Origin of the sequence: Edwardsiella tarda ATCC 15947 = NBRC 105688, from assembly GCF_003113495.2 — a bacterium.
Taxonomy (GTDB): Bacteria; Pseudomonadota; Gammaproteobacteria; order Enterobacterales; family Enterobacteriaceae; genus Edwardsiella; species Edwardsiella tarda.
Map to the genome: position 1 here is coordinate 2,588,849 of NZ_CP084506.1, position 20,393 is coordinate 2,609,241.

22 protein-coding genes are annotated in these 20,393 nt (G+C 58.4%); 10 read left to right on the plus strand and 12 right to left on the minus strand.

All coding sequences use genetic code 11. The features are described from left to right. Positions 1-44 precede the first annotated feature (44 nt). Together DCL27_RS12020 and DCL27_RS12025 are read right to left on the minus strand one after the other, a co-directional pair. Positions 45-473, minus strand: a complete 429-nt coding sequence (locus tag DCL27_RS12020) for a TOBE domain-containing protein (RefSeq protein WP_005283325.1) — start codon at positions 471-473, stop codon at positions 45-47. A gap of 95 nt (positions 474-568) precedes the next feature. Continuing rightward, positions 569-853, minus strand: coding sequence for a DUF2623 family protein (locus DCL27_RS12025; protein WP_005283322.1), 285 nt, complete (start codon positions 851-853; stop codon positions 569-571). 211 nt (positions 854-1,064) lie between these two features. On the opposite strand from DCL27_RS12025, the gene DCL27_RS12030 reads away from it, so the two are divergent. Then, the gene (locus DCL27_RS12030; protein WP_005296746.1) at positions 1,065-1,268 is read left to right on the plus strand and encodes a hypothetical protein; all 204 of its coding nucleotides are present in this window, start codon (positions 1,065-1,067) and stop codon (positions 1,266-1,268) included. A gap of 184 nt (positions 1,269-1,452) precedes the next feature. On the opposite strand, the gene yjjG is transcribed toward DCL27_RS12030, so the two are convergent. Next, complete coding sequence (yjjG, locus tag DCL27_RS12035; protein ID WP_005296742.1) at positions 1,453-2,127, minus strand: pyrimidine 5'-nucleotidase; 675 nt, start codon at positions 2,125-2,127, stop codon at positions 1,453-1,455. Positions 2,128-2,731: 604 nt separating this feature from the next. On the opposite strand from yjjG, the gene DCL27_RS12040 reads away from it, so the two are divergent. Continuing rightward, entirely contained in the window at positions 2,732-3,046 is a 315-nt protein-coding gene (locus DCL27_RS12040) for a hypothetical protein (RefSeq protein WP_035596491.1), read from the plus strand. A gap of 3 nt (positions 3,047-3,049) precedes the next feature. On the opposite strand, the gene DCL27_RS12045 is transcribed toward DCL27_RS12040, so the two are convergent. Genes DCL27_RS12045 through DCL27_RS12055 form a run of 3 tightly spaced genes read right to left on the minus strand, consistent with a single transcriptional unit; the run spans position 3,050 to position 6,173 of the window. Beyond that, positions 3,050-5,068, minus strand: coding sequence for an FUSC family protein (locus tag DCL27_RS12045; protein WP_035596494.1), 2,019 nt, complete (start codon positions 5,066-5,068; stop codon positions 3,050-3,052). Between the two features lie 10 nt (positions 5,069-5,078). After that, a complete protein-coding gene (locus DCL27_RS12050) occupies positions 5,079-5,936 on the minus strand; it encodes an efflux RND transporter periplasmic adaptor subunit (protein WP_005283297.1) in 858 nt (285 codons plus the stop codon). 6 nt (positions 5,937-5,942) lie between these two features. Continuing rightward, positions 5,943-6,173: a DUF1656 domain-containing protein gene (locus DCL27_RS12055; protein WP_005283294.1), complete on the minus strand. Its 231-nt coding sequence runs from the start codon at positions 6,171-6,173 to the stop codon at positions 5,943-5,945. Positions 6,174-6,582: 409 nt separating this feature from the next. Between DCL27_RS12055 and DCL27_RS12060 the strand changes: the two genes are divergently transcribed. The 5 genes from DCL27_RS12060 to DCL27_RS12080 all read left to right on the plus strand — a co-directional run bounded on the left by DCL27_RS12060 (position 6,583) and on the right by DCL27_RS12080 (position 12,209). Beyond that, positions 6,583-7,737 (plus strand): N-acetylneuraminate epimerase, encoded by a 1,155-nt coding sequence (locus DCL27_RS12060; RefSeq protein ID WP_035596497.1) that lies wholly within the window; start codon positions 6,583-6,585, stop codon positions 7,735-7,737. A 126-nt stretch (positions 7,738-7,863) separates the two neighbouring features. Then, positions 7,864-8,559: an oligogalacturonate-specific porin KdgM family protein gene (locus DCL27_RS12065; RefSeq protein ID WP_035596500.1), complete on the plus strand. Its 696-nt coding sequence runs from the start codon at positions 7,864-7,866 to the stop codon at positions 8,557-8,559. A gap of 93 nt (positions 8,560-8,652) precedes the next feature. Then, on the plus strand, positions 8,653-10,134 hold the full coding sequence (locus tag DCL27_RS12070) for a sodium:solute symporter family protein (protein ID WP_035596503.1): 1,482 nt from the start codon (positions 8,653-8,655) through the stop codon (positions 10,132-10,134). A gap of 143 nt (positions 10,135-10,277) precedes the next feature. Then, positions 10,278-11,162, plus strand: coding sequence for a MurR/RpiR family transcriptional regulator (locus DCL27_RS12075; RefSeq protein ID WP_035596506.1), 885 nt, complete (start codon positions 10,278-10,280; stop codon positions 11,160-11,162). A 156-nt stretch (positions 11,163-11,318) separates the two neighbouring features. Further along, entirely contained in the window at positions 11,319-12,209 is an 891-nt protein-coding gene (locus DCL27_RS12080; RefSeq protein ID WP_035596508.1) for a dihydrodipicolinate synthase family protein, read from the plus strand. 4 nt (positions 12,210-12,213) lie between these two features. Here the strand turns inward: DCL27_RS12080 and DCL27_RS12085 are convergent, their stop codons facing one another. After that, positions 12,214-12,852, minus strand: coding sequence for a YoaK family protein (locus DCL27_RS12085; RefSeq protein ID WP_181880788.1), 639 nt, complete (start codon positions 12,850-12,852; stop codon positions 12,214-12,216). Between the two features lie 167 nt (positions 12,853-13,019). Between DCL27_RS12085 and DCL27_RS12090 the strand changes: the two genes are divergently transcribed. Then, positions 13,020-14,066 carry a sialate O-acetylesterase gene (locus DCL27_RS12090; protein ID WP_035596515.1) on the plus strand — a complete coding sequence of 349 codons (1,047 nt, stop codon included), beginning with the start codon at positions 13,020-13,022 and terminating at the stop codon, positions 14,064-14,066. Positions 14,067-14,079: 13 nt separating this feature from the next. On the opposite strand, the gene DCL27_RS12095 is transcribed toward DCL27_RS12090, so the two are convergent. From DCL27_RS12095 to DCL27_RS12110, 4 genes are all read right to left on the minus strand, one after another. Then, positions 14,080-14,700, minus strand: coding sequence for an ABC transporter ATP-binding protein (locus DCL27_RS12095; RefSeq protein ID WP_035596516.1), 621 nt, complete (start codon positions 14,698-14,700; stop codon positions 14,080-14,082). After that, the gene (locus tag DCL27_RS12100) at positions 14,687-15,475 is read right to left on the minus strand and encodes an ABC transporter permease (protein ID WP_005283267.1); all 789 of its coding nucleotides are present in this window, start codon (positions 15,473-15,475) and stop codon (positions 14,687-14,689) included. The genes DCL27_RS12095 and DCL27_RS12100 overlap by 14 nt, the downstream gene beginning before the upstream one ends. Positions 15,476-15,481: 6 nt before the next feature. Then, a complete protein-coding gene (modA, locus tag DCL27_RS12105) occupies positions 15,482-16,228 on the minus strand; it encodes a molybdate ABC transporter substrate-binding protein (protein ID WP_005283264.1) in 747 nt (248 codons plus the stop codon). A 301-nt stretch (positions 16,229-16,529) separates the two neighbouring features. Beyond that, positions 16,530-16,781: a DinI-like family protein gene (locus tag DCL27_RS12110; RefSeq protein ID WP_005296724.1), complete on the minus strand. Its 252-nt coding sequence runs from the start codon at positions 16,779-16,781 to the stop codon at positions 16,530-16,532. 459 nt (positions 16,782-17,240) lie between these two features. On the opposite strand from DCL27_RS12110, the gene cuyB reads away from it, so the two are divergent. Both cuyB and DCL27_RS12120 read left to right on the plus strand, forming a co-directional pair. Further along, entirely contained in the window at positions 17,241-17,960 is a 720-nt protein-coding gene (gene cuyB / locus DCL27_RS12115; protein ID WP_005296722.1) for a cysteate racemase, read from the plus strand. 82 nt (positions 17,961-18,042) lie between these two features. Continuing rightward, positions 18,043-19,344, plus strand: coding sequence for an anaerobic C4-dicarboxylate transporter (locus DCL27_RS12120; RefSeq protein ID WP_005296720.1), 1,302 nt, complete (start codon positions 18,043-18,045; stop codon positions 19,342-19,344). Positions 19,345-19,396: 52 nt separating this feature from the next. Here the strand turns inward: DCL27_RS12120 and hypT are convergent, their stop codons facing one another. Further along, positions 19,397-20,341 carry a hypochlorite stress DNA-binding transcriptional regulator HypT gene (hypT, locus tag DCL27_RS12125; RefSeq protein ID WP_109691499.1) on the minus strand — a complete coding sequence of 315 codons (945 nt, stop codon included), beginning with the start codon at positions 20,339-20,341 and terminating at the stop codon, positions 19,397-19,399. Positions 20,342-20,393 lie beyond the last annotated feature (52 nt).

The window sequence follows — 20,393 nt, forward strand, 5'->3', positions numbered from 1 at the left end:
AAAAAAGCGCCCTCGGGCGCTTTTTTTGACTGATCTGGATACGCTTACTGACGCACCGCCAGCAGGACACTCGAGGCTTTCACCAAGGCGATGACCCGGCTCCCCGGACGCAACGCCATGCTATCGGCGCTCTCATTGGTGATGATCGACACCAGGCGCAGCCCGCTATCGCTGGTCAACTCGACGGTGGTATTCACGGCACCGTGCTGCAACGCGGTCACTGCACAGGCAAACTGGTTACGCGCCGAGAATTTCAATCCACAGGTTTCCGACGCCAATACCACCCAAGGCGCCTTAATCAGGGCAATCGCCTCTTTGCCCTGAGCGAGGCCCATCGCCTCACGGCTGGCGCTGGTCACCACGGCGACGAGCTTCTCCCCCCCTTCCAGCGTCAACTCCACCTCATCGTTGACCGCACCTTCTGCTAAGGCTGAAATGGTTCCCTGCAACTGATTGCGAGCCGATACGCTCATGTTCTTCTCCTTTCGAATCAGACTATATGGACCCGGCTAGCCTACCAGAGAGCGGCGAGAGAGAGGAAGAGCATCACCGCAGAGTACGATCTGGATCAGTTTCGCTCATAGCCATGGTAGTAGTAACGCTGCAACTGGCTATCTTCACCGCTGAGGAAAAACTCGGCGATCGCCTCGCGTGCGAGGCCGTACTGGCGCGCCAACTCCCCCGCTCGACACGCCGCCAGATAGCGATCATCGATGCGTTTTCCTAAGCTATACGCAAAGCCACAGACATAACCACGCCGGTAATCCAAACAATAGCGTTGCATATCGCCAACAGCGCAGGGTTCGTAACACTTCACCCCATCCATGACACCATCGCCAAAGTGATTCTTCATCGCGCCCCCCTAGACCAGCCCCATCGCTATAAACAAAATTATATAACGAATGACACGAAAGGCGCTATCCCACAAAAGGCGTACCCCCCTCCCTCTGCAACGCCAAGCGCGCCGAAAGATCAAGAATCGTACCTTCGGCACTCCACGCTACGCTCAGAAATCGGTATAATCGGCGCCGGTCCATCCTATCTACAAATGTTGAGGTATTTCTATGGCAGACGAATTTGACAACGCTAGCGCGCTGGAAGAACTGGAACGCGATCTGGCGCTGGCTAACCGTCACAAACCCAGCATGGCCCCTACCGGCTACTGCTACAACTGTCACGCACCGATCCCGACAGGCAACTTCTGCGACAGCGACTGCTGCGAAGACTGGCAAAAAGTGCAATGGGCCAAATCCCAGCGCCAGCGTTAACCTCCGCCATCCCTCCCCGCGCACAACGCCGCCGGTTGCTATCGCGGCGCCCGTTTCGCTGACCTGCCGCCCTTTTCGCTAGGCTGTATCATCTATACCGCCTCGCACGCCTTTGCGCCGTCTCTCTGCTGATGGGCCATATTGGCCTCCGGATATCCGGCGCTATGGCGTGCTGCCCTGCGGTTTACGCCAGTAACATCTGCTGGAGTTCGTGTAATGAGCCAACCTGATAGTTCGGTGTGATGCCCTGCGGCATCGGCTCCTCGCGCGGATTCAACCAACAGGTATCAATACCGGCATTGATGCCGCCGAGAATATCGGAGTGCGGGTTATCCCCTACCATCAAGATCTGCTCACGGGGCGGGTTATTCATCAACGCGAAGGCATGCTCAAAAATAGCCACGTCCGGTTTAGCCACCCCCACCTCTTCCGAGACCACCAGCGGCGTGAAGACATCGCTCAAACCGGTACGTTGCAGACGCTCATTCTGCATCGCGGAAAAGCCGTTAGTGATGATCCCCATACGCACTCGCCCACGCAGTGACAGCACTAACTCTCGCGCCCCGGGTAAGGGCTCGCAAATCTCCGCCATCGCCTGAATAAAGGCTGCATTGATAACGCTCGCCGCCGTATTTAAACGCGTGGCCCACTCGGCGAAGCGCCGCTCTTGCAGCTGCTGCGAATCGATGCGTCCCTCTTGGTAATCGACCCATAGTGGTTGATTCACGGCCTCGTAAGTCTGGTAATCCTCCAGACTAAAATCGACATTGAAGCGAGAAAACATCAGGCGTAGCCCGCGATAGGCGTCAAAACGGAACAGGGTTTCATCCGCATCAAACAAAATCCAACTGTATTTCATAACGTTATTTATTCCATTCTCTCTCTTCCCCACTCCGTCAGACGACGCTATCGCTCGCCGGCGGAGAAAGGCCATGACACACTGAACGAACCACATTCCGAACGCGACATTGCCCCAGCGTCCACGCAACAGTGGAGGCTGAGGGCCGCTCATTGTGCCATAGAATCGTGAGATGCCCCTACCCCGACGAGGTGTCCGCTACCCGCACGATAAGGTTACCGCGCCATGCTGCTAGTTTCCGTTAAATCACGATGATCATTCAGACGGCCGGTATGATCGGCGGCGAACGACCTAGCGCGAACGACCCAGGCAGCACATTCCGCGAAAAATCTGAATGAAAATATGCAGCTCCATGTTTTTATTAGTTCTTTTCTTGCTAAAAGCGCCTTGACGCTGGCCAAAGACTCTTGTTATACAGGCGCCGGACTCTTTTTATGGCTATGCTTACTCATGGCCATTTTGACCGATAGACTTTCGTCGTTCGTCGCCTTGCGCCCCCGCCTACGGCGCCGCATCTCACTGCGGCCATCGCGCCATTGCGTCAGCGTAAGACCGACAACGACGATCAATACGATAAGAAAAACGTCAGCATCAGGATAGTTCTATGGCCTCCCGAAGATGGCATACCCCCCGCAGTCCGGGGTTGAATAATGCACCGCGTCTACGCTCATTGATCGATCAGATTGCAGAGAAGCAGCATTCTACACCGCCGCCTCCCCGCTACCGCCTACTGTTATCCCTGCTAGAGATTAGTGAGGAGATGCGTGATTTTTGTGCGCTACACGGCATCACTATCAGCGATGCGCCTTATCTGCAAGTGATGTTCGTCGGTGAGAAGATCGATCTACAGCTGCTGATCCGCTGCTTCCTGCCGGTGGAAAAACAGAGCGATTGTCTGAATAGCCTCTACCTAGCCTAGCGCTTAAGCCTCATCCGCTATCGCTTCGCGTAGCGGAGTCAGCGCGCAGCAGAGACGCCAGATAACCCCGGCCAGCTCGCGTGCGCTGGGATCCGGATGGCCAGCCAGAGCGTGGCTCATCAGCGACAATTGTGCCAGCGTCTGGCTCAATCGCTCCTGGCGAACCCCCTGCTCGTTGACGATACCGCGCAGGTAGCGTAGGCAACGATCCCGTACCCGCTCCAAGGGATCGGCATGCCTCTCCCAGCCACGCAACTGCCAAACGATATGACTACAGTTCAACAATACGGTGCCCCAGCGTAGCAACCAGTGATGAGCCAGGCGATCCGGGCTCTGCGTCAGTTGGCTCATTCGATGGTAAATCAACGACTCATACTGCGCCTCGCTGTGGCGCGGCTGGGCGCTCAACTGCTCGATAAAGTCACGCCGCATCGCACGAATGATGCGCCGACTCTTCCGTCGATCCGAGCTAGGGTGCAAAAGCTGGAAGGCGAGCGCCGCCAACAGGACACCGACGATCTTGGCGATGGTGCCGTTCACGAAGCTCGCATAGTCATACTGCGGCGGATTCGTCACCGCCAAGAAAGAGCCCATGAACACGATCACCTGCCCCCACAACGCCGCATGGCGCGCGCTCTGCAGCTTAAGCAGTTGCATGGTCAACAGGATCGGCGCCAGTAGCGCGCAGAATAGCCAAAACGACGCGATCTGAATCATCAGGCCAAACTTCAGCAGGAAACAGAAGATCGACAACATGATCATCGCCTTGAATAGTGTCATCAGGCTACTCAACGGCGAGCTGACGCTGGAGTAAAGTACGCAGGTGACGGCAGCGATGGCCAAGGCCGAGGCGCCGCTATCCCATTGCGTCAGAATCCAAAAACCACACCCTACCAGTAGCGCGCAGCCGGTGCGTAGCCCGTTATAGGCGGCTTCGATGCTGTCGGTATAGTGTGTCAGGGATGGCGTCGTCGGCGCTGGGGGGAATCCATGCGTCTTCCCATCCTGCGGCGTCTGAGCGAGATAGCGTAACCAACGCTCACTGTGCAGATAGAGTTGGACGAAGTATTGCACCCGTTGACTAAAGGCCTGCAGGCGCACCCGCTCCGAGGTCTCAGCATACAACGGCGCCAGCAGACGCGCCGTCTGATAGGCATCCCCTCCCGGCTGCGAGAGACACGCCACGATCTGCGCTAATACCTCCGCCACACCCGGCGGAGCATCGGGCCAATTCTGCTGCATGCGACGAATGCCAGCGATAGCGCTGGTCATCCGCAACTGTTGATGCAGTAACGTATTGAGTAAGGGATTATGGCGCCGAAAGTGATAATGGCTCCAGAAGGCCTGAATACGGAGCAGATCCAGGGTTAAGATCTGGCGGATCACCCCCTCATGCGCCACGCGTAAGTCCTCCTCCGTCTGTGGGGCCCATAGCATCGCCGCATGTGCCATGAGGCGCTGATGCATACGCTGTAAGGCGCTCAGCAGGTTGCTGCCATCCGTGTCGTTCGGCAGGATCATCATCATCACGGCGCCACACAGCAAACCGGTGATCACCTCGCACACCCGCGCCTGAGCGATGTCGAAGATCTGCTGACTATCGCCGCTGTTCACGCAGGCAAAGGCGATGATCGCCGTGGTATACCCCGCCAGCGCGAAGGCGTAAGAGACGTTGTTACGGTGGTGATTCGCGACGTAGGTACACCAGCCAATCCAGGCGGAAATGAAGAAGGTAAATAGCCAAGGGTCATTCAAGCATTGGCCGGCGATCACCATCGCCGCGCCGGCGCCCAACAGGCTGCCGGCGATGCGCCCTAGACTCTTGCTGATCACCCCGCCGATGGTCGGAAAGCTGACCACCGCCGCCGAGGTAAAGGCCCAGTAAGGCTCATCGAGGTTCAAGGCAAAGGCGATCCACAACGCCAGACACATAGCCAGGGTGTTACGCAACGCGTAACGCCATTGCCCGGCCGTCGCCCTGCCCCATGGCGACTGACGCCATCCTGCCAGTTGCAGCCCCATTCCGCCGTCCTTACGGTTTAATGACGATGGTGCAGGTCATGCCCGACACCAACAGCGTATCCGGCTTGATATCGGACAGGGCGATCCGTACCGGTACTCGCTGGGCTAAGCGAACCCACGGAACGCTCGGCTTGACGCTCAAGAGCAAATCTGCGCCGCGGTCGGCACTCTGATCGTAGATAGCCCGGCCAATACTCTCCACGCGCCCACGCAATGGCCTATCACCATCATATAACTGAATATCCGCGCGATCCCCCACGCGGATATGGCGCAGCTTCGTCTCCTCGAAGTACCCCATCACATAGAACGAATGGCGATCAAGGAGTGCCACCAGCGGCGTTCCCACCTGCGCATAATTACCGGCCCGCGTCTGTAGGTTGGTGATGAAACCATCCGTCGGCGCGAGGATACGGACATGAGCCAGATCCCATTCGGCCTGCGCCACCTCCTCCTTGGCCACCCGATAGGCGGCCTGCATCGCCTGCGCAGTGAGGCGAGCCTCATCTAGTGACTCGGCCGAGATCACCTGTGCTGGCAGCCGAGCACGCCGCGCCGCCTCATGCTGCGCCTTCTCCAGATCGCTCTGAGCGCGCATCAACGCGGCATTGGCACGATCGCGCGCGATAAGGAACGGCTGACTGTCGAGGGTGAAGAGCAACTGGCCCTTCACCACCGCCTGATTATCACGGACCGCGACCTGCGCGATACGACCGGAAACCTCCGGGGTAATCGTGACTAATTCGGCGCGCACCCGGCCATCGCGGGTCCAAGGCGACTGCATGTAATAATTCCACAGCCAGCCACCCGCACACAGGGCAATGGCACAGACAATCACGCTAGAGAAGTACTTGAGGGAGTGCAGTTTCATGAGACGCTATCCGCCGATCAGGAGCAGGGCAAAGGCCAGGACGATGCAGATCACCAACAAAGCGAGATCGCACAGCGTGGGATGCCAGATCGCGCCGCCATAGATCTGCGCGCGCAACAGGCGATGCAGTAGCAACCAGCCGAATAACCCGAGGGCGATCGCCTTAAATAGCGGCGGAAAGTACAACGCGGCCCCGACGACCAAATCGCTCAGGGGGAAAAAGGGAGACATCACCATCGCTACACCGCAAACTCCCCCGCCTTCTCACCCTGCGCCTGATAGGTAGCGTACGCGCGGCAAGTGAGTGACAGCAGGCAGTAATTAATCAACGTGAGATAATGTTAGCACGCAAAGTATAATTGACGATTATTTTTCTGTGCCTTCTTCCCCTCTTCGCCGACCATGCCCATGCCCATGCCCAGTGATGAGCGCCGCCTACGCCAGACAATAAAGCCATAGATTGCTTTTTGAACTCTCTCACATTTCATCGCTAAACATATTGAAGGATTACTCCAAAGATCATTTTATAATGGAGCAATACTACAAAGACAGCGTCATCATGCCGCGTAGGGGCGACGAGTGTGCCACAACTGGAACCGTCATCGTGTTATTTACGCGTCATTACTCTTTTATCATAGGAGTGTTTATGTCTAGGTTAACACCGTCTACTACGCGGCTGATCGCCGCCTTAGTCGTCTCACTTGCAGTTATTCCGACACTGCGCGCGGAATCGCTACCGCGCTTACCCCAACCTCTCAAGGCGGGAACCGGCGCCATCCTAAACGAAGTTATTTATATTGGTTTAGGTAGTGCGAATAAATCCTGGTATCGCCTGGATAAACGATCCGAGGAGAAACGTTGGCAACCTATCGCTGAATTCCCCGGTAGCCCTCGCGATCAGGCCATCACCCTGGCGCTGAATAATAGTCTCTATGTCTTTGGTGGTAGCGGTAACGTGACGGAGCAAGATGCGACGCCCTCGGTACTCAGTGATATTTATCGTTATGATCCGGCCAACGATCGCTGGCAGAAAATTGCCAGCCATCCTCCGCGCGGATTGGTCGGCCATGCTGGTGTCGCCCTCAACGCAAATCAGGGGCTATTGCTCGGCGGCGTCAATAAGGCCATCTTTGATGGCTATCTGCGTGATATCAACGCGCATAAAGACGATAAAAAAGCTAGCGAAGCCATTATCCAAAATTATTTTAATAAACCTAGCGAAGACTATTTCTTTAGCCGCGAGGCGCTGCTGTACGATGCGAAAAATAATCAGTGGCACGCCTTAGGCATTACTCCCTTTGCCGGTACGGCCGGTTCGGCCCTAGTCCGTAGCGGCGAACGCATCACGCTAATCAATGGTGAGATCAAGCCGGGTCTGCGTACCGACGCTATCCATTACGGACTCTGGTCACAGGACAAGTTACGCTGGACCGGAGAGGCCCGGTTGCCTGCCCCTCCGGGAGCCCCGCTCCAAGAGGGACTCGCCGGGGCCTACGCGGGTTACAGCCATGGCACCTTACTGGTGGCTGGCGGGGCCAATTTCCCCGGCGCTCGGGCTAACTACCGTCAGCACCACTACTACGCCCATCAGGGACTGACCAAGACTTATCAACGCGCGATTTTCGCTCAACACGGCGAGACCTGGCGTGCCATCGGCGAGCTCCCACAGCCGCTGGGCTATGGGGTCACGATCAGCGATGGCGAGACGCTGTACTTGATCGGCGGTGAGACATCACAGGGTCAAGCGGTGGATTCGGTCATTGGCCTGAGTCTGCGCAACGGTCATCTCACCATCGAATAATCACGGCGATGCCGTAGCCATTTTCTTTGCATGGCCGCCATAGCACACGCTAGCGATGCGCTATGGCGGAGGGTAACAGACGACCAATTATCAAAAAATACTTATCAATATCTCTGGGAATATAAAATGAAAAAAGAAATTATCTCGCTGACCTTGGCGGTGGCCACATTAGGCCTCCCTTGTGCGCTCTCCGCCACTACATTAGATTTTCGCCATGAATATGCAGACACGACACGTATTCATAAAGATCGTATCGCGATTATTCAAAGCTTTGCCAATGGCATCGGTTTCTATGTCGATGCCAGCGTTAAATCGGGTGGGGTAAATAGCGAACAGGATAAGTTTCTGAGTGACCTCGTCACCAACGCCGTAGAAATGGGACTGAGTTATAACTACCAACTTAATCAGAATATCAGCCTACAGCCAGGTATTATCTTTGAAAGTGGTAGCGACACCGCCATCTATAAACCCTATCTACGCGCGCAATACCGTTTCGACAATGGCCTCTACCTCGCCGGGCGTTATCGTTACGACTATGCGCGCAAGACACAAGATGGCAGTGATGATGAAAAGACGAATCGCCTGGATGGATATATCGGCTACAACTTCAACTCCGCGCGTGTGGAATATAACTACACACAAATGTATAGCGATGCGCTGAAATATGACAATAAGAAGACTAACTACGAACATAACGTCGCCTTCTCTTATCGGATCAATGAAATGTTCACGCCTTATATTGAGGTCGGCAACGTCGCAGTCAATAAAAATAGCGATGCACGTCAGACACGCTACCGTGTAGGACTGCAATATCACTTTTAATCCTCCCACCGCAGGCGCCAGGGACACGGCGCCTGTACTAACACGCCACATAGCACCACGGCGCGTTCTCCCAGCCAATGACAGGAGTGACATATGCAAGCTCATGACTTCGGATGGCTAAACTACACCGTCCTGTTCTGTTACCTACTGGCAATCATGTCGGTGGGCATGTACTTTGCGAAACGGCAGAAAACAGCGGATGACTATTTTCGTGCCGGCGGTCGGATCCCCGGCTGGGCCGCGGGCATCTCCGTGTTCGCCACTACCCTCAGCTCCATCACCTTCATGTCGATCCCGGCCAAAACCTACACCGCCGACTGGACCTTCATCATCGGCCAATATTTGGTGATCGCCATTCTGCCGCTGGTGTTCTACTTCTATATTCCGTTCTTCCGCAAGTTGAAGATCACCTCGGCCTATGAGTATCTGGAGGCGCGTTTCGATGTCCGTAGCCGCCTGTTCGCCAGCCTCTCCTTCATGTTGTTTCATATCGGACGGGTCGCCATCATCACCTACCTGACCGTACTGGCGTTACGGCCCTTCATCACCCTCGATCCCACGCTACTGGTGTTGCTGATCAGCATCCTATGCATCATCTATACCTGGATGGGGGGCATCGAAGGGGTGATCTGGACTGACGTGATCCAAGGCCTGCTGCTCTCTCTGGGGGCACTGCTGATCCTCCTCATGATTTGCTGGAAGGTGGAGGGTGGGATCGTCGAGATCTACCACGCTACCGCTAGCGCCGACAAGTTCTTCCCGGCCAGCCAATGGCACTGGAGCTGGACCGATAGCACCATCCCGGTGCTGACCATTGGCTTCCTGTTCGCCAACATCCAGCAGTTTACCGCCAGCCAAGATGTGGTTCAGCGCTATATCGTCACCGACTCCATCGAGCAGACCAAGCAGACGCTGATCACCAACGCCAAGCTGGTCGCCGTCATGCCCCTCATCTTCTTCGCCATCGGCTCGGCGTTATTTGTCTACTACCAGCAACATCCCCAACTGCTGCCAAAAGAGTTCAACAGCGGCGGCATCCTGCCACTCTTCGTGGTGACGCAGATGCCAAGCGGCATCGCCGGGTTGATCATCGCCGCCATCTTTGCCGCGGCGCAGTCCAGCATCTCCAGTAGCCTGAACAGTATCTCCAGTTGCTTCAACTCCGACATCTATGTGCGTCTCAGCCGCCAAGAGCGCAGCACGGCGCAGAAGATGAAGCTGGCGCGCTTGGTGATCATCATTGCCGGTTTGCTGAGCAGCCTGGCCACGTTATGGTTGGTGTACGCCAACGAATCGGAGGTGTGGGACGCCTTCAACAGCCTGATTGGTCTGATGGGCGGCCCGATGACGGGCCTGTTTATGCTGGGGATCTTCTGTAAACGCGCCAATGCCGGCAGTGCCGTCGTCGGCATCCTGGTGAGCGTCATCGCGGTGCTGCTGGCACGCTACGCCAGCGATCTCAACTTCTTCTTCTACGGTGTCATCGGGGCACTGGCGGTCGTGATCGCGGGCGGGCTCAGCGCGCCGTTATTCCCCCCCGCGAAACAACTCCGCCTCGACCAGGATCAGGCTTAGCGCCTCCCCCTCTGCCCGCCCAGCCCGGCAGCGCCGGGCTTCTTTTTTTAGCCGTCGTTATTTGCTACGCTACTTCCCGATACCGCAACCCCCCTGTTGCCGCGCCGCCGGACGGTGCTGTTCATCAATCAAGGCGCCCTCTCATGAAGGATTCTCAGCAGATTCGACTACAACCCGGTAAGATCCTCGATACCCTTTCCGCTATGCGCAACAGCCTGACACGCGTGTCTCAGCGCATCGCCGACTATATCCTGGCCGAGCCCACACAGGTAAGCCAGCTCTCGATTGCCCAGTTGGCGCAGGCCACACAGGCCGGAGAGGCGACGGTGATCCGTTTCTGCCGCACCCTCGGCTACAAGGGCTTCCAAGATTTTAAACTGGATCTGGCGATCGAGTTGGCGCGCAACGACGATGAAGAAACACCGTTGCTCGACGCTGAAATCGCCGATGATGACGATCTGCTGACTATCGGCCGTAAGCTCCAGAATGCGATCAACTGTGTCCTGTCGGAGACGCTGAATCTGTTGGATATGGCCCAGGTACAGGCGGCGGTAGACGCGATTCGCCAGGCCAACACCTTGTTTATCTGCGGCGTCGGCTCCTCCGGCATCACCGCAGAGGACATGAAAAACAAGCTGATGCGCATCGGCTACCGCGTTAACAGCACCAGCAACAACCATTTCATGTATATGCAGGCCACACTGCTGCAACCGGGTGACGTCGCCATCGCCATTAGCCACTCCGGCGCCTCACCGGAGACGGTACAGACCCTCAAGCTGGCGCGTGAGGCAGGCGCGTGCACGATCGCCTTAACGCACAACCTCGGCTCGGCATTGATGCGCTACGCCGATATCAGCCTGATTAACGGCAACCAACAGGGCAAACTGCAGGGTGACTCGATTGGTACCAAGACCGCCCAACTCTTCGTGCTGGATCTCCTGTATACCTTACTCGTTCAGGCCGAGCCACAACGCAGCGCGCAAAAGCTGCGTACCCTAGAGGCCCTGCGTAGCGCCAAGTCCTTGTAACGTTCCGCCAGCAACAGCGCGCATGGTCACATTTTATGTCACGCATATGTCGTGACCTCATGCGGCGGTTGCCTCGGCGTCACCCGCCATCTAAAATGGAGTAAAACTCCATTTGCACGCAAACCAAAACAACATAACTCCATCAAGGAGGCTGGAATGAAAAAGCTAACGGGTTTAATCGCCGCGCCCCATACCCCCTTCCACAGCGACGGTAGCGTCAACTATCTGGTGATCGATCAGATTGCCGACCATCTGATCGCCAGTGGCGTGAGCGGTGCCTATGTCTTGGGTACCACCGGTGAGGGCATCCATTGCTCGGTCGCAGAGCGGATGGGCATCGCCGAGCGCTGGGTCGACGCCAGCCACGGGAGACTGGATCTCATCATACATACCGGTGCGCTAAGCATCGCCGATGCCACGACGCTGGCTCGTCATGCCAACACGCTGGATATCATGGCCACCTCCGTCATCGGCCCCTGCTTCTTCAAGCCCAGCAGTGTGGACGATCTGGTGGAGTACTGCCGACTGGTGGCAGCGGCGGCCCCGGATAAGGGTTTCTACTACTACCACTCCAGTATGTCTGGCCTCAACATCGATATGGAGCGTTTCCTGATCCAGGCCGCCGCGCGGATTCCCAACCTCAGCGGTATGAAATTTAACGCCAACGATATGTATGAGTATCAACGCTGCCTGCGGGTAGAACAGGGGCGTTTTGACATCCCATTCGGCGTCGACGAATTCATGCCTGCAGGACTGGCCTGCGGGGCCACCAGTGCGGTCGGTAGCACTTACAACTATGCCGCGCCACTCTACCTGCGCCTGATGGAAAGCTTCCGCCGGGGTGACATGCAGGATGTGGCTCGCTGCATGGATAGCGTGATCGCCATCATCCGGGTCCTGGTCGAATATGGCGGTGTCGCCGCCGGGAAAGTCGCCATGCAACTGCACGGCATTGACGTCGGCGATCCACGCCGTCCGTTGCGCCCGTTGAGCGCGCAACAGAAGGCCGATGCCCTGGCCAAGTTACAGGCCATCGCCTGGCAATAGCGCGCTATCCCTCATCAGGCAGACGCTGGCTCAAGCGTGCGGCAGCCAATAACGGTAACAGCAGCGCAAGGAAACCGAGCACGGCGAAGCGCTCGGTCAATACGCCACCCAGTAGCGCTCCGACGACGAAAGCGAGGATGCCGCGCAGGAGCGTTCGGCGCAACGCACGCTCCTGCGGCTGGCAGCCGTTCGCCAGGCTGTTGATCAATGAGGTCGACATGCCGGTGATATAGGTCGAGTGAACCTTGGCGCTACGCAGGCTCTGGACCACGCCATTCTGTAGTCCTAAGGCCAGCGCCTGCAATAGGATGAAGCCGGCTCCGCTGTCCATCAGCCATAGCCCGCTCCCGGCGAGCATGAGCAGCGCTTGCCCCCCTAACAACGGCGCGATATGCCGTGGCATGTTGTCGGTCTGGCACCGCTGGCGCCAGCGGCTACCGAGGAAGGTGCCCGCCAAAAAACAGGACAAGGCGATAGCACAGTAGCCTAGGGTGCGCCAATGACCCTGAGCCAGGTAGATCATCGCCAACACGGCGTTGCCGGTAATATGGCCGGTAAAGGTGCCTAATAACACAAAAGCGCCAGCATCGGCGAAACCGCCGACCAGCGTGAGCAATAACAGTACCTGGATACGCTTATCCATCCCCCTCTCCCGATGGCGCACCCCGCCTCCCATCGGGTGAGGCACCTAACTACAGCATAGTCGATAGCCGTGGCAACGCGGATGGGCGAATGTGCAGGCGAACAGCCTCCTCGCGGAGCCGTCTCACCAGACGCCCGTGGCATAACGTGGGAAACAGGAGAGGAGCAATGACGACTCAGCCAACCGGCAGCGTCGATAACGTAACGATAGCGCCTACGACGCCGCGTTACTACTATGTCTTGCCCATCGCCGGGCAGTCGAACGCGATGGCCTATGGCGAAGGCATGCCATTACCCGACACCCTGGACGCGCCACATCCGCGCATTAAACAGCTGGCACGACGCGCCACGGAGACCCCCTATGGTCCCCCCTGCCATTACAATCAAGTGATCGCCTTGGATCACTGCCCACACGATGTGCAGGACATGAGCCGCTTCACCCATCCGCATGCCGATGTGCGACGTGGCGAGTATGGTTGCGTCGCACAGGCGCTGCATATCGGCAAGACTCTACTCCCCTACCTACCTGCCGAGGCGGGGATCCTGATCGTGCCGTGCGCACGGGGCGGCTCGGCCTTCACGCAGGGAAACCTGGGGGCCTATCATCCCGCACGCGGTGCGACGGCGGACGCCTGTCGCTGGGGGGTAGCGACCCCGCTCTACCAGGATTTGCGCGATCGGACTCGGGCCGCGTTGCGCCATAACCCCGACAACCGTCTGCTGGCGCTGATCTGGATGCAGGGGGAGTTTGATCTGACGACGGCAGAGTACGCTCGCCAGCCGGCGTTGTTCCAGGCAATGGTCGCGCGCTTCCGCGCCGATATGGCCGATATGGCGCCACAGATGGCCGGGGGGCGGGCGGATCGGGTGCCCTGGATCTGCGGCGATACCTGCGCGTACTGGCAAACGACCTACCCACGGCAGTATGCGACGATCTACGGCGCCTACCGGCACTGTCCGTTGCCGGCGCTGCATTTCGTCCCCTTGATGTATGACGCACAAGGGATGGCGACACCGAGTAATGCGCCAGCCGACGATCCCGATAACCCGGCGATGCACTATTACGGCGCCGCCTCCCGCGATGCGAGCAACTGGACCACCGCGCTACGCGCCGCCCACTTTAGTGCCCCGGCTCGGCGCTCGCTGATCCCTGAGCGTCTGGTGGCCGCCATTCTGCGTCACGCACCACTCCCGGCGGAAACGACAGGCGGCTAGCTGCGCGTATGCCTTAATCATCGGGCGTCAGGCACCCCTGCTGCAAACAGTAGCCGCCGTCGGCCAACGCCGCGACCTCACGCGGTTCATGGCTGACCAAGAGTAACGTCAGGGCGCGGCGAGACTGCAACTGACGTAACACCTGCCACAGCCGGCGGCGCAGCGGCCAATCCAGGCTGGAGAACGGCTCGTCCAACAGCAGCAATGCTGGCGCGCTCACCAACGCGCGTGCCAATGCCACACGCTGCTGCTCACCGCCGGACAGTTGCCCTGGATAGCGCCGCGCCAGATGATCGACCTCTAAGGCCTGCAGGAGCTCTTGGCGTGGTTCGGCATGGCGCGTCTGTCCGGCGGCGAACTGTGCCAGTGCCAGGTTCTGCTCCACGGTGAGAAACGGAAAGAGGTATAGACGCTGATTGAGGTGACGGCAGGGACGACGCCAGGCGGGTAGCCCATCGACGCACTGGCCGGCGATCTGCACGCGCCCTCGGTAAGGAAGATGACCGGCGATGGCGCGCAACAGGGTGGTCTTACCGCTGCCCGAGGCGCCGCAAATAGCCGTACAGCGCCCGACGGGGGCCGTCAGGCTGATCTCACGCAGAATGGCGCACTGTAATCCTTCAACATGCAGCACGTCGTCCCTCCTCGGCGTGGGGACGTATCCCATGCAGCAACAACAGCAGCAAAAACGCCAGCACGATCAGCAGTAACGCACAACCGACGGCGGCGGAGAAATCGCCACCGGCAATGTTGAGATACACCGCGATCGGTAGCGTCTCGGTCTTCATCCGCGTCGCACCCGCCAACATCAAGGTCGCACCGAATTCCCCCAGCGCTCGCGACAACGCCAGTACCGCCCCGCTCACCAGGGCGCGCCACACTAACGGGATCTCTACCAGCAGAAAGGTGGCCAACGGTGCCAACCCCAGGTTATGAGCCGTCTCCAGCCAGGCACGATCGATAGCGGCCAACGCGGCACTGGCGCTACGGAGCAGAATGGCGCTGGCGACGTAGGTCTGCGCGATGACGATACCCAATGGCGAGAACAGCCGCTGCGCCAGCGCCGGCCACCAACTGCCCACCATGCCTTGTTGCCCTAATAACAGCAGCAGGCCGATCCCGGTCACCAGCGGCGGCGTCACCATCGGTAAATCGAGTAGCAGATTAATCCAACGCTTACCCGGTAGATCGAGGCGTACCAATGCCCACGCGGCAGGCAAGGCGATCACGCAGGCTAAAAGCAACGATAGCAGGGCCGTCGCCAGCGAGAGACCGAATGCAAAACGGATCTCCGCATCACGCAGTAATGTGCTCAGCGTCGTCACCTCAAGCTGTCCCAAGAGGGCGGCCAACGAGCCGACGATGAACAACAACAGGATCAGCAACGGCAGCAATGCCAGTATGCGCATCCCCCGCTACTCCGCCAGCGGCAAGTAGCCGCGTGCGGTAAATGCGGCGATCCCCGCTGGTGAGGCAAAGTAGTCAGCCAAGGCTCGCGCCGCCTGCGGCGCAGGGCTACTCTTCAGCACGGCGATGGTCGCGACCTCTTGCGGTACGCCGGGCGGCGTCGGCAGCAGGCGCAACTGATCGCGATGACGCATCGCGTCCGCTCGCCCGATCACCGCCGCATCTACGTCGCCATTCAGTACATATAACAGCAATTGCTTAATGGTCGTCGCCTGCACGGCCACCTTGTCGCGTAAGGCCGGGCCATAACCGCTGGCCTCCAACAAGGCATCACCGCTCCGCCCCAAGGCGATGGCCTGCGGATCCCCCATACCGATCTTCAATGGACTCTGCGCCAACTGCGCGAAGGTCGTAACCTGGCCTGGACTGGCGCGGCGTACCACCATCACCGGGGTATGCAATACCAACGGCGCGGAGAAGGCGATGCGATCCTGGGCGCGCAGACGCTCGACATAGTCGGCAGAGCCGGGCAGAAACAGATCACCCGCCTGGGTCAAATTGATCCGAGTCAGCAACTGCCCGGAGCCGCCATATTCGACCGTCACCCGATGGCCGCTCTGTTGCTCGAAGGCGGCCACCACCGCCTCGACCGGCTCGCGCAGCCCGGCACCGGCATAAAGATGCAATTCCGCCGCCGTCGCCAGCGCCCCCCAGCCACACAATAGCACCGCCCCGATAGCCTTTCCCCAGCCCATAGACTCCCTCACTTACGGTAAGATGAATAATCAATCGCTATATATGTAAATATATTACGATGGTTCGACAACGACTAAACCAGGGCAACGTGATCGTCATCGACCTTTTCGCGCCATAGGCGCCCCACTTGCACACGCTCAGTACCAGGCGATAAGAGCGGCGAGTGCGTCGACCACGACAAGAAAAATAGACCGTTGCCGGGCGGGGTAGGCGGTGATGTTGAGGGAGCGGAGAGCGAGGGGGATGGCGTGCGAATAGGCGGGGAACGGTCGTTGAGGGCCGCTCCCAACGCACGCTCGGTTATGACTGTTTACGCCAATGACCATTCTGCCGGACATCTTGCTGCAACTCATGCACTACGATGCGGACTTCGTCGTTATCGTGGAAGCCGCTGGCGCTGAAAGACGTTTCGCCGCAGTCATGTACGATCAGTACCTGGCTCTCCGGATAGACCTCCTTCACCCGCGCCTCCAGCTCTGCGACATAAGCCTGATACTGTTGTTGCGACAGGGGCGCAATACTGGCATCAGCGATACTGATTTTAATATCCATGACAGACTCCTCGATAAGGATGGTGAATAGGTCGCTTTTGAGTGTAAAAGCTCCCCCTAGACAATGCAATCCATTCATTCCCCTGCGCCATCAGTATGATTTTATTCTCTGTTCTCTCCTTGCCCTCCTGGTCGGTCGCCCTGAGCCACACGCGAGCTAACCTGCTCCTATTTCGTAGCGCATAATGCATGATTTGCATAGATAAACGATTCTACGCATCACGACGCCATGGCACCATCGTCAATAAAACCCTTTCAAAATAGCACCATTACTAGATTTCCTATCGATAACCTCGCTGAGCACTCGCTAGATAATGCATTTAATGCATTAACCATCGCATTATTGCATTTCCGATCGCCCCCCACTCTGTCGACACTGAAGGGCAAGGTGCCTAAACGCATCGTGACGATTCAACATACCAGTCTGAGCAACGTACTCAGCCAACCTAGGGGAAACGAGGTGAAAGGATTAATTGGTGTTTTGGGCGGCATGGGACCGGCCGCCACCGCAGATCTCTTCAATAAGTTCATCACCTTTAGCAACGCGCGCAGCGATCAGCAGCATATTCCGCTGCTGATCTCCTCGATACCGGATATCCCGGATCGCACGGCCGCCTTGATGCAGTCGGGCCGCTCTCCTCTGCCGGAGATGTGCGACTACCTGCAACGCCTGGAGCAAGCGGGAGCCGAGTGCATCGTCATCCCGTGCAACACCGCTCACTTCTGGTTCAAGGAGCTGCGTCAATCGTGCCATGTCGAGCTACTCAACATCGTCGAGGCGACGATGGAGGAGGTCTGCGCCAGCGGCCAACAGAAGATTGGTCTACTCGCGACCGATGCCACGCTGTACATGGGGCTGTATCAGCAGGCCATCGAGGCGCGTGGTCTGTGCTGTATCCGCCCCGATAAGCCGGGTCAAGAGCAGGTCATGGCGAGCATTTACGCCCTGAAGGCCGGTGACGCGGCACGTGCCCGCGCCATGATGGAGCAGCAGGCCGCCGCCCTATTCGCGCGCGGCGCCCAACTCATCGTACTGGGTTGTACCGAGGTACCGGTGATCCTGGCCGAGGCGATGAAGGCACAACCGTCACGCTACATCGAGTCGACCGGTGCCCTGGTGCGCGCCGGTATCCGCTGGTACGAACAACGCGTCGGCAGCGATCGCCTCCTGACGCAATAACCCATCCGGCGTCGGCAGCGCCGACCCGTTTCTTCTCGCTTTGTGTCGTTTAATGGCAATTGACTGCCTCTGGAGGCCTTTTATGGTATGGCTAGAAATCATCGTGGTGCTTGGCGCCATCTTCTTCGGGATCCGCATGGGCGGGATCGGGATCGGTTTATGCGGCGGCTTGGGATTGGCGATCCTGACCCTCGGCTTCGGCCTCCCCATCGGCTCTGCCCCGGTCGACGTCATCCTGATCATCATGACCGTCGTGGTCGCCGCCTCGGCGCTCCAAGCGGCGGGCGGGATGGACTACCTGGTACGGCTCGCCGGGACCTTCATGCGCCGTAATCCTAAATATATCAATATAATCGCTCCGATCATCACCTGGTCGATGACCATCATGGCGGGCACGGGCTTCATCGTCTTCTCCACCTTGCCGGTTATCGCCGAGGTGGCGAAAGACTCTGGGATCCGCCCCTCGCGCACCCTGGCCGGCTCCGTGGTCGCCTCACAGATTGCCATCTCCGGCTCACCGATCAGTGCCGCCATGGCTGCCATGCTGACCATCATGGAGGGCAATGGCGTCACCTTCATTCAGGTGATGGCAGTCTGCTTACCGGCCTCATTCGTCGCCGCCATGGTCGCCGCGCTCATCGCCTCACGCCAAGGTTGCGAGCTACAGGACGACGAGGTGTATCTGGAGCGTCTGCAGAAGGGATTGGTACGCAAGTATCAGGAGAAACAAGACGTCGACACCCCGCAAGCCAAGCGCTCCGTCGTCCTGTTCCTGTTGGCGACGGTCGCCATCGTCATCTTGGCCGCCTTCCCCCAGCTGCGCCCAGGATTCGACATCGGCAAGCCGATGGGTACCCGCGACATCATCATCATCTGCATGCTCTCCTGTACCTGCCTGATGGTGCCATTCTGCAAGACGAATGGCGATGCCATCGTCATGACACCCACCTTCCGTTCGGGGATGAGCTCGCTGGCGGTGATCCTGGGGATCGTGACACTGGGTACCACCTTCGTCGATGCCCACATGGATCAAATCAAGTTCATCGCGGGTGACGTGCTGCGCGCCTATCCCATGCTGCTGGCGCTGGTGCTGTTCCTCACCTGTGCCCTGCTCTACTCACAGGGGGCCACCACACCGTTGATTATTCCGCTGGCCGTCGCACTCGACATGCCGACCTGGGCGATTCTGGCTTCCTACGTCGCCGTGACCGGGGTCTTCGTCCTGCCGACTTACCCAACCTCGCTGGCGGCGATGGAATTTGATACCACCGGCACCACCCGCGTCGGTAAGTACATCCTGAACCACCCCTTCATGCTACCGGGACTGGGCGGCATCGTCGCCGGCGTCGCCTTCGGCTTCCTCATCGCCCCGTTAGTCGTCTGATCCACGCCCAGCTACACGCGTACGACCACGCCCCGGCCCTCCGGCTGGGGCGTCATTCTTCCTGCGGGGTAAACTGTTGGCGCAACGCCTGCCAGAAGCGCTCGACGCTTTGACTCATGCGGGTATCGAGACGATAAGCATAGGCATCGATCGGGATCAGTAAGTCGTGCTCATCGAGGGCTACCAAACGCCCCTGCGCCAACTCCTGACGAATACCATACCCCGGCAACCAGGCGATCCCCGAACCATCCAACGCCACCTGCTTTAAGAGTTCACTCATCGATGAGACAAAGACCGTACGGAAGGTCAAGGCAGGATGGCGTGCCAACAGGCGATTAACCTGACGCCCCATGTAAGAGTTGGCGTTGTAGTTCAGCAACGGCGCATCGGCCTGATCCAGGCGATACAGCGGTGCGCCATACGCATCGGCGGCGCAGACCGGAAAGAGTTGCGAAGAGAATAGATGAATGTGCGCGAACGGCGTCTGCAACAGGTTATCGTCATGGTAAGAGAAGATGAAGTCGCTCTTGCCCTCGCGCAGGGTATCGACCGCCCGATCGACATCGATCGCCTCGACGGTGTAGCTAAATTGCGCCGGTAGCGTCTTCACCAACGAGGGTAACAGCCCTAAGGAGAGCGAGTGCGCCGCCGCGATCGTGATGCGCTGCTGCGCCGGATCGCCGCCGGAGCGCAACTCCGCCAGGTTACTCTCCAGCTGTTGGAGCAGGTTACGCACCTGGGAGTGGAAAATCTTCCCCTGTTCCGTGAGCGGTAACGGCGACACGGCGCGATCGAACAACACCACGCCGCAGGCCTGCTCCAAGGATTGGATACGGCGGCTAAAGGCGGACTGCGAGACGTTGCGCCGCAAGGCGGACTGCGAGACGTTGCGCCGCAAGGCGGCCTGCGAGAAATTGCGGCACGCCTCCAGCATCAAGAAATCATACAGCCACTTGGTCTCAATGTTATGCGCCTGTCCGTCGCCACCCCGCTCCATATCTGCCTATCTCCCTCGCCTCACCGTCAATATCGTGCGCGCCAGTATAGCG

Coding starts and splice junctions, on each gene's coding strand:
- DCL27_RS12050 (WP_005283297.1), bottom strand. CDS start 5,936: ATGAAACTGCACTCCCTCAAGTACTTCTCTAGCGTGATTGTCTGTGCC.
- DCL27_RS12070 (WP_035596503.1), top strand. CDS start 8,653: ATGCAAGCTCATGACTTCGGATGGCTAAACTACACCGTCCTGTTCTGT.
- DCL27_RS12020 (WP_005283325.1), bottom strand. CDS start 473: ATGAGCGTATCGGCTCGCAATCAGTTGCAGGGAACCATTTCAGCCTTA.
- DCL27_RS12110 (WP_005296724.1), bottom strand. CDS start 16,781: ATGGATATTAAAATCAGTATCGCTGATGCCAGTATTGCGCCCCTGTCG.
- DCL27_RS12075 (WP_035596506.1), top strand. CDS start 10,278: ATGAAGGATTCTCAGCAGATTCGACTACAACCCGGTAAGATCCTCGAT.
- hypT (WP_109691499.1), bottom strand. CDS start 20,341: ATGGAGCGGGGTGGCGACGGACAGGCGCATAACATTGAGACCAAGTGG.
- DCL27_RS12090 (WP_035596515.1), top strand. CDS start 13,020: ATGACGACTCAGCCAACCGGCAGCGTCGATAACGTAACGATAGCGCCT.
- yjjG (WP_005296742.1), bottom strand. CDS start 2,127: ATGAAATACAGTTGGATTTTGTTTGATGCGGATGAAACCCTGTTCCGT.
- DCL27_RS12065 (WP_035596500.1), top strand. CDS start 7,864: ATGAAAAAAGAAATTATCTCGCTGACCTTGGCGGTGGCCACATTAGGC.
- DCL27_RS12080 (WP_035596508.1), top strand. CDS start 11,319: ATGAAAAAGCTAACGGGTTTAATCGCCGCGCCCCATACCCCCTTCCAC.
- DCL27_RS12100 (WP_005283267.1), bottom strand. CDS start 15,475: ATGCGCATACTGGCATTGCTGCCGTTGCTGATCCTGTTGTTGTTCATC.
- modA (WP_005283264.1), bottom strand. CDS start 16,228: ATGGGCTGGGGAAAGGCTATCGGGGCGGTGCTATTGTGTGGCTGGGGG.
- DCL27_RS12055 (WP_005283294.1), bottom strand. CDS start 6,173: ATGGTGATGTCTCCCTTTTTCCCCCTGAGCGATTTGGTCGTCGGGGCC.
- DCL27_RS12085 (WP_181880788.1), bottom strand. CDS start 12,852: ATGGATAAGCGTATCCAGGTACTGTTATTGCTCACGCTGGTCGGCGGT.
- DCL27_RS12060 (WP_035596497.1), top strand. CDS start 6,583: ATGTCTAGGTTAACACCGTCTACTACGCGGCTGATCGCCGCCTTAGTC.
- DCL27_RS12120 (WP_005296720.1), top strand. CDS start 18,043: ATGGTATGGCTAGAAATCATCGTGGTGCTTGGCGCCATCTTCTTCGGG.
- DCL27_RS12030 (WP_005296746.1), top strand. CDS start 1,065: ATGGCAGACGAATTTGACAACGCTAGCGCGCTGGAAGAACTGGAACGC.
- DCL27_RS12045 (WP_035596494.1), bottom strand. CDS start 5,068: ATGGGGCTGCAACTGGCAGGATGGCGTCAGTCGCCATGGGGCAGGGCG.
- DCL27_RS12040 (WP_035596491.1), top strand. CDS start 2,732: ATGGCCTCCCGAAGATGGCATACCCCCCGCAGTCCGGGGTTGAATAAT.
- DCL27_RS12025 (WP_005283322.1), bottom strand. CDS start 853: ATGAAGAATCACTTTGGCGATGGTGTCATGGATGGGGTGAAGTGTTAC.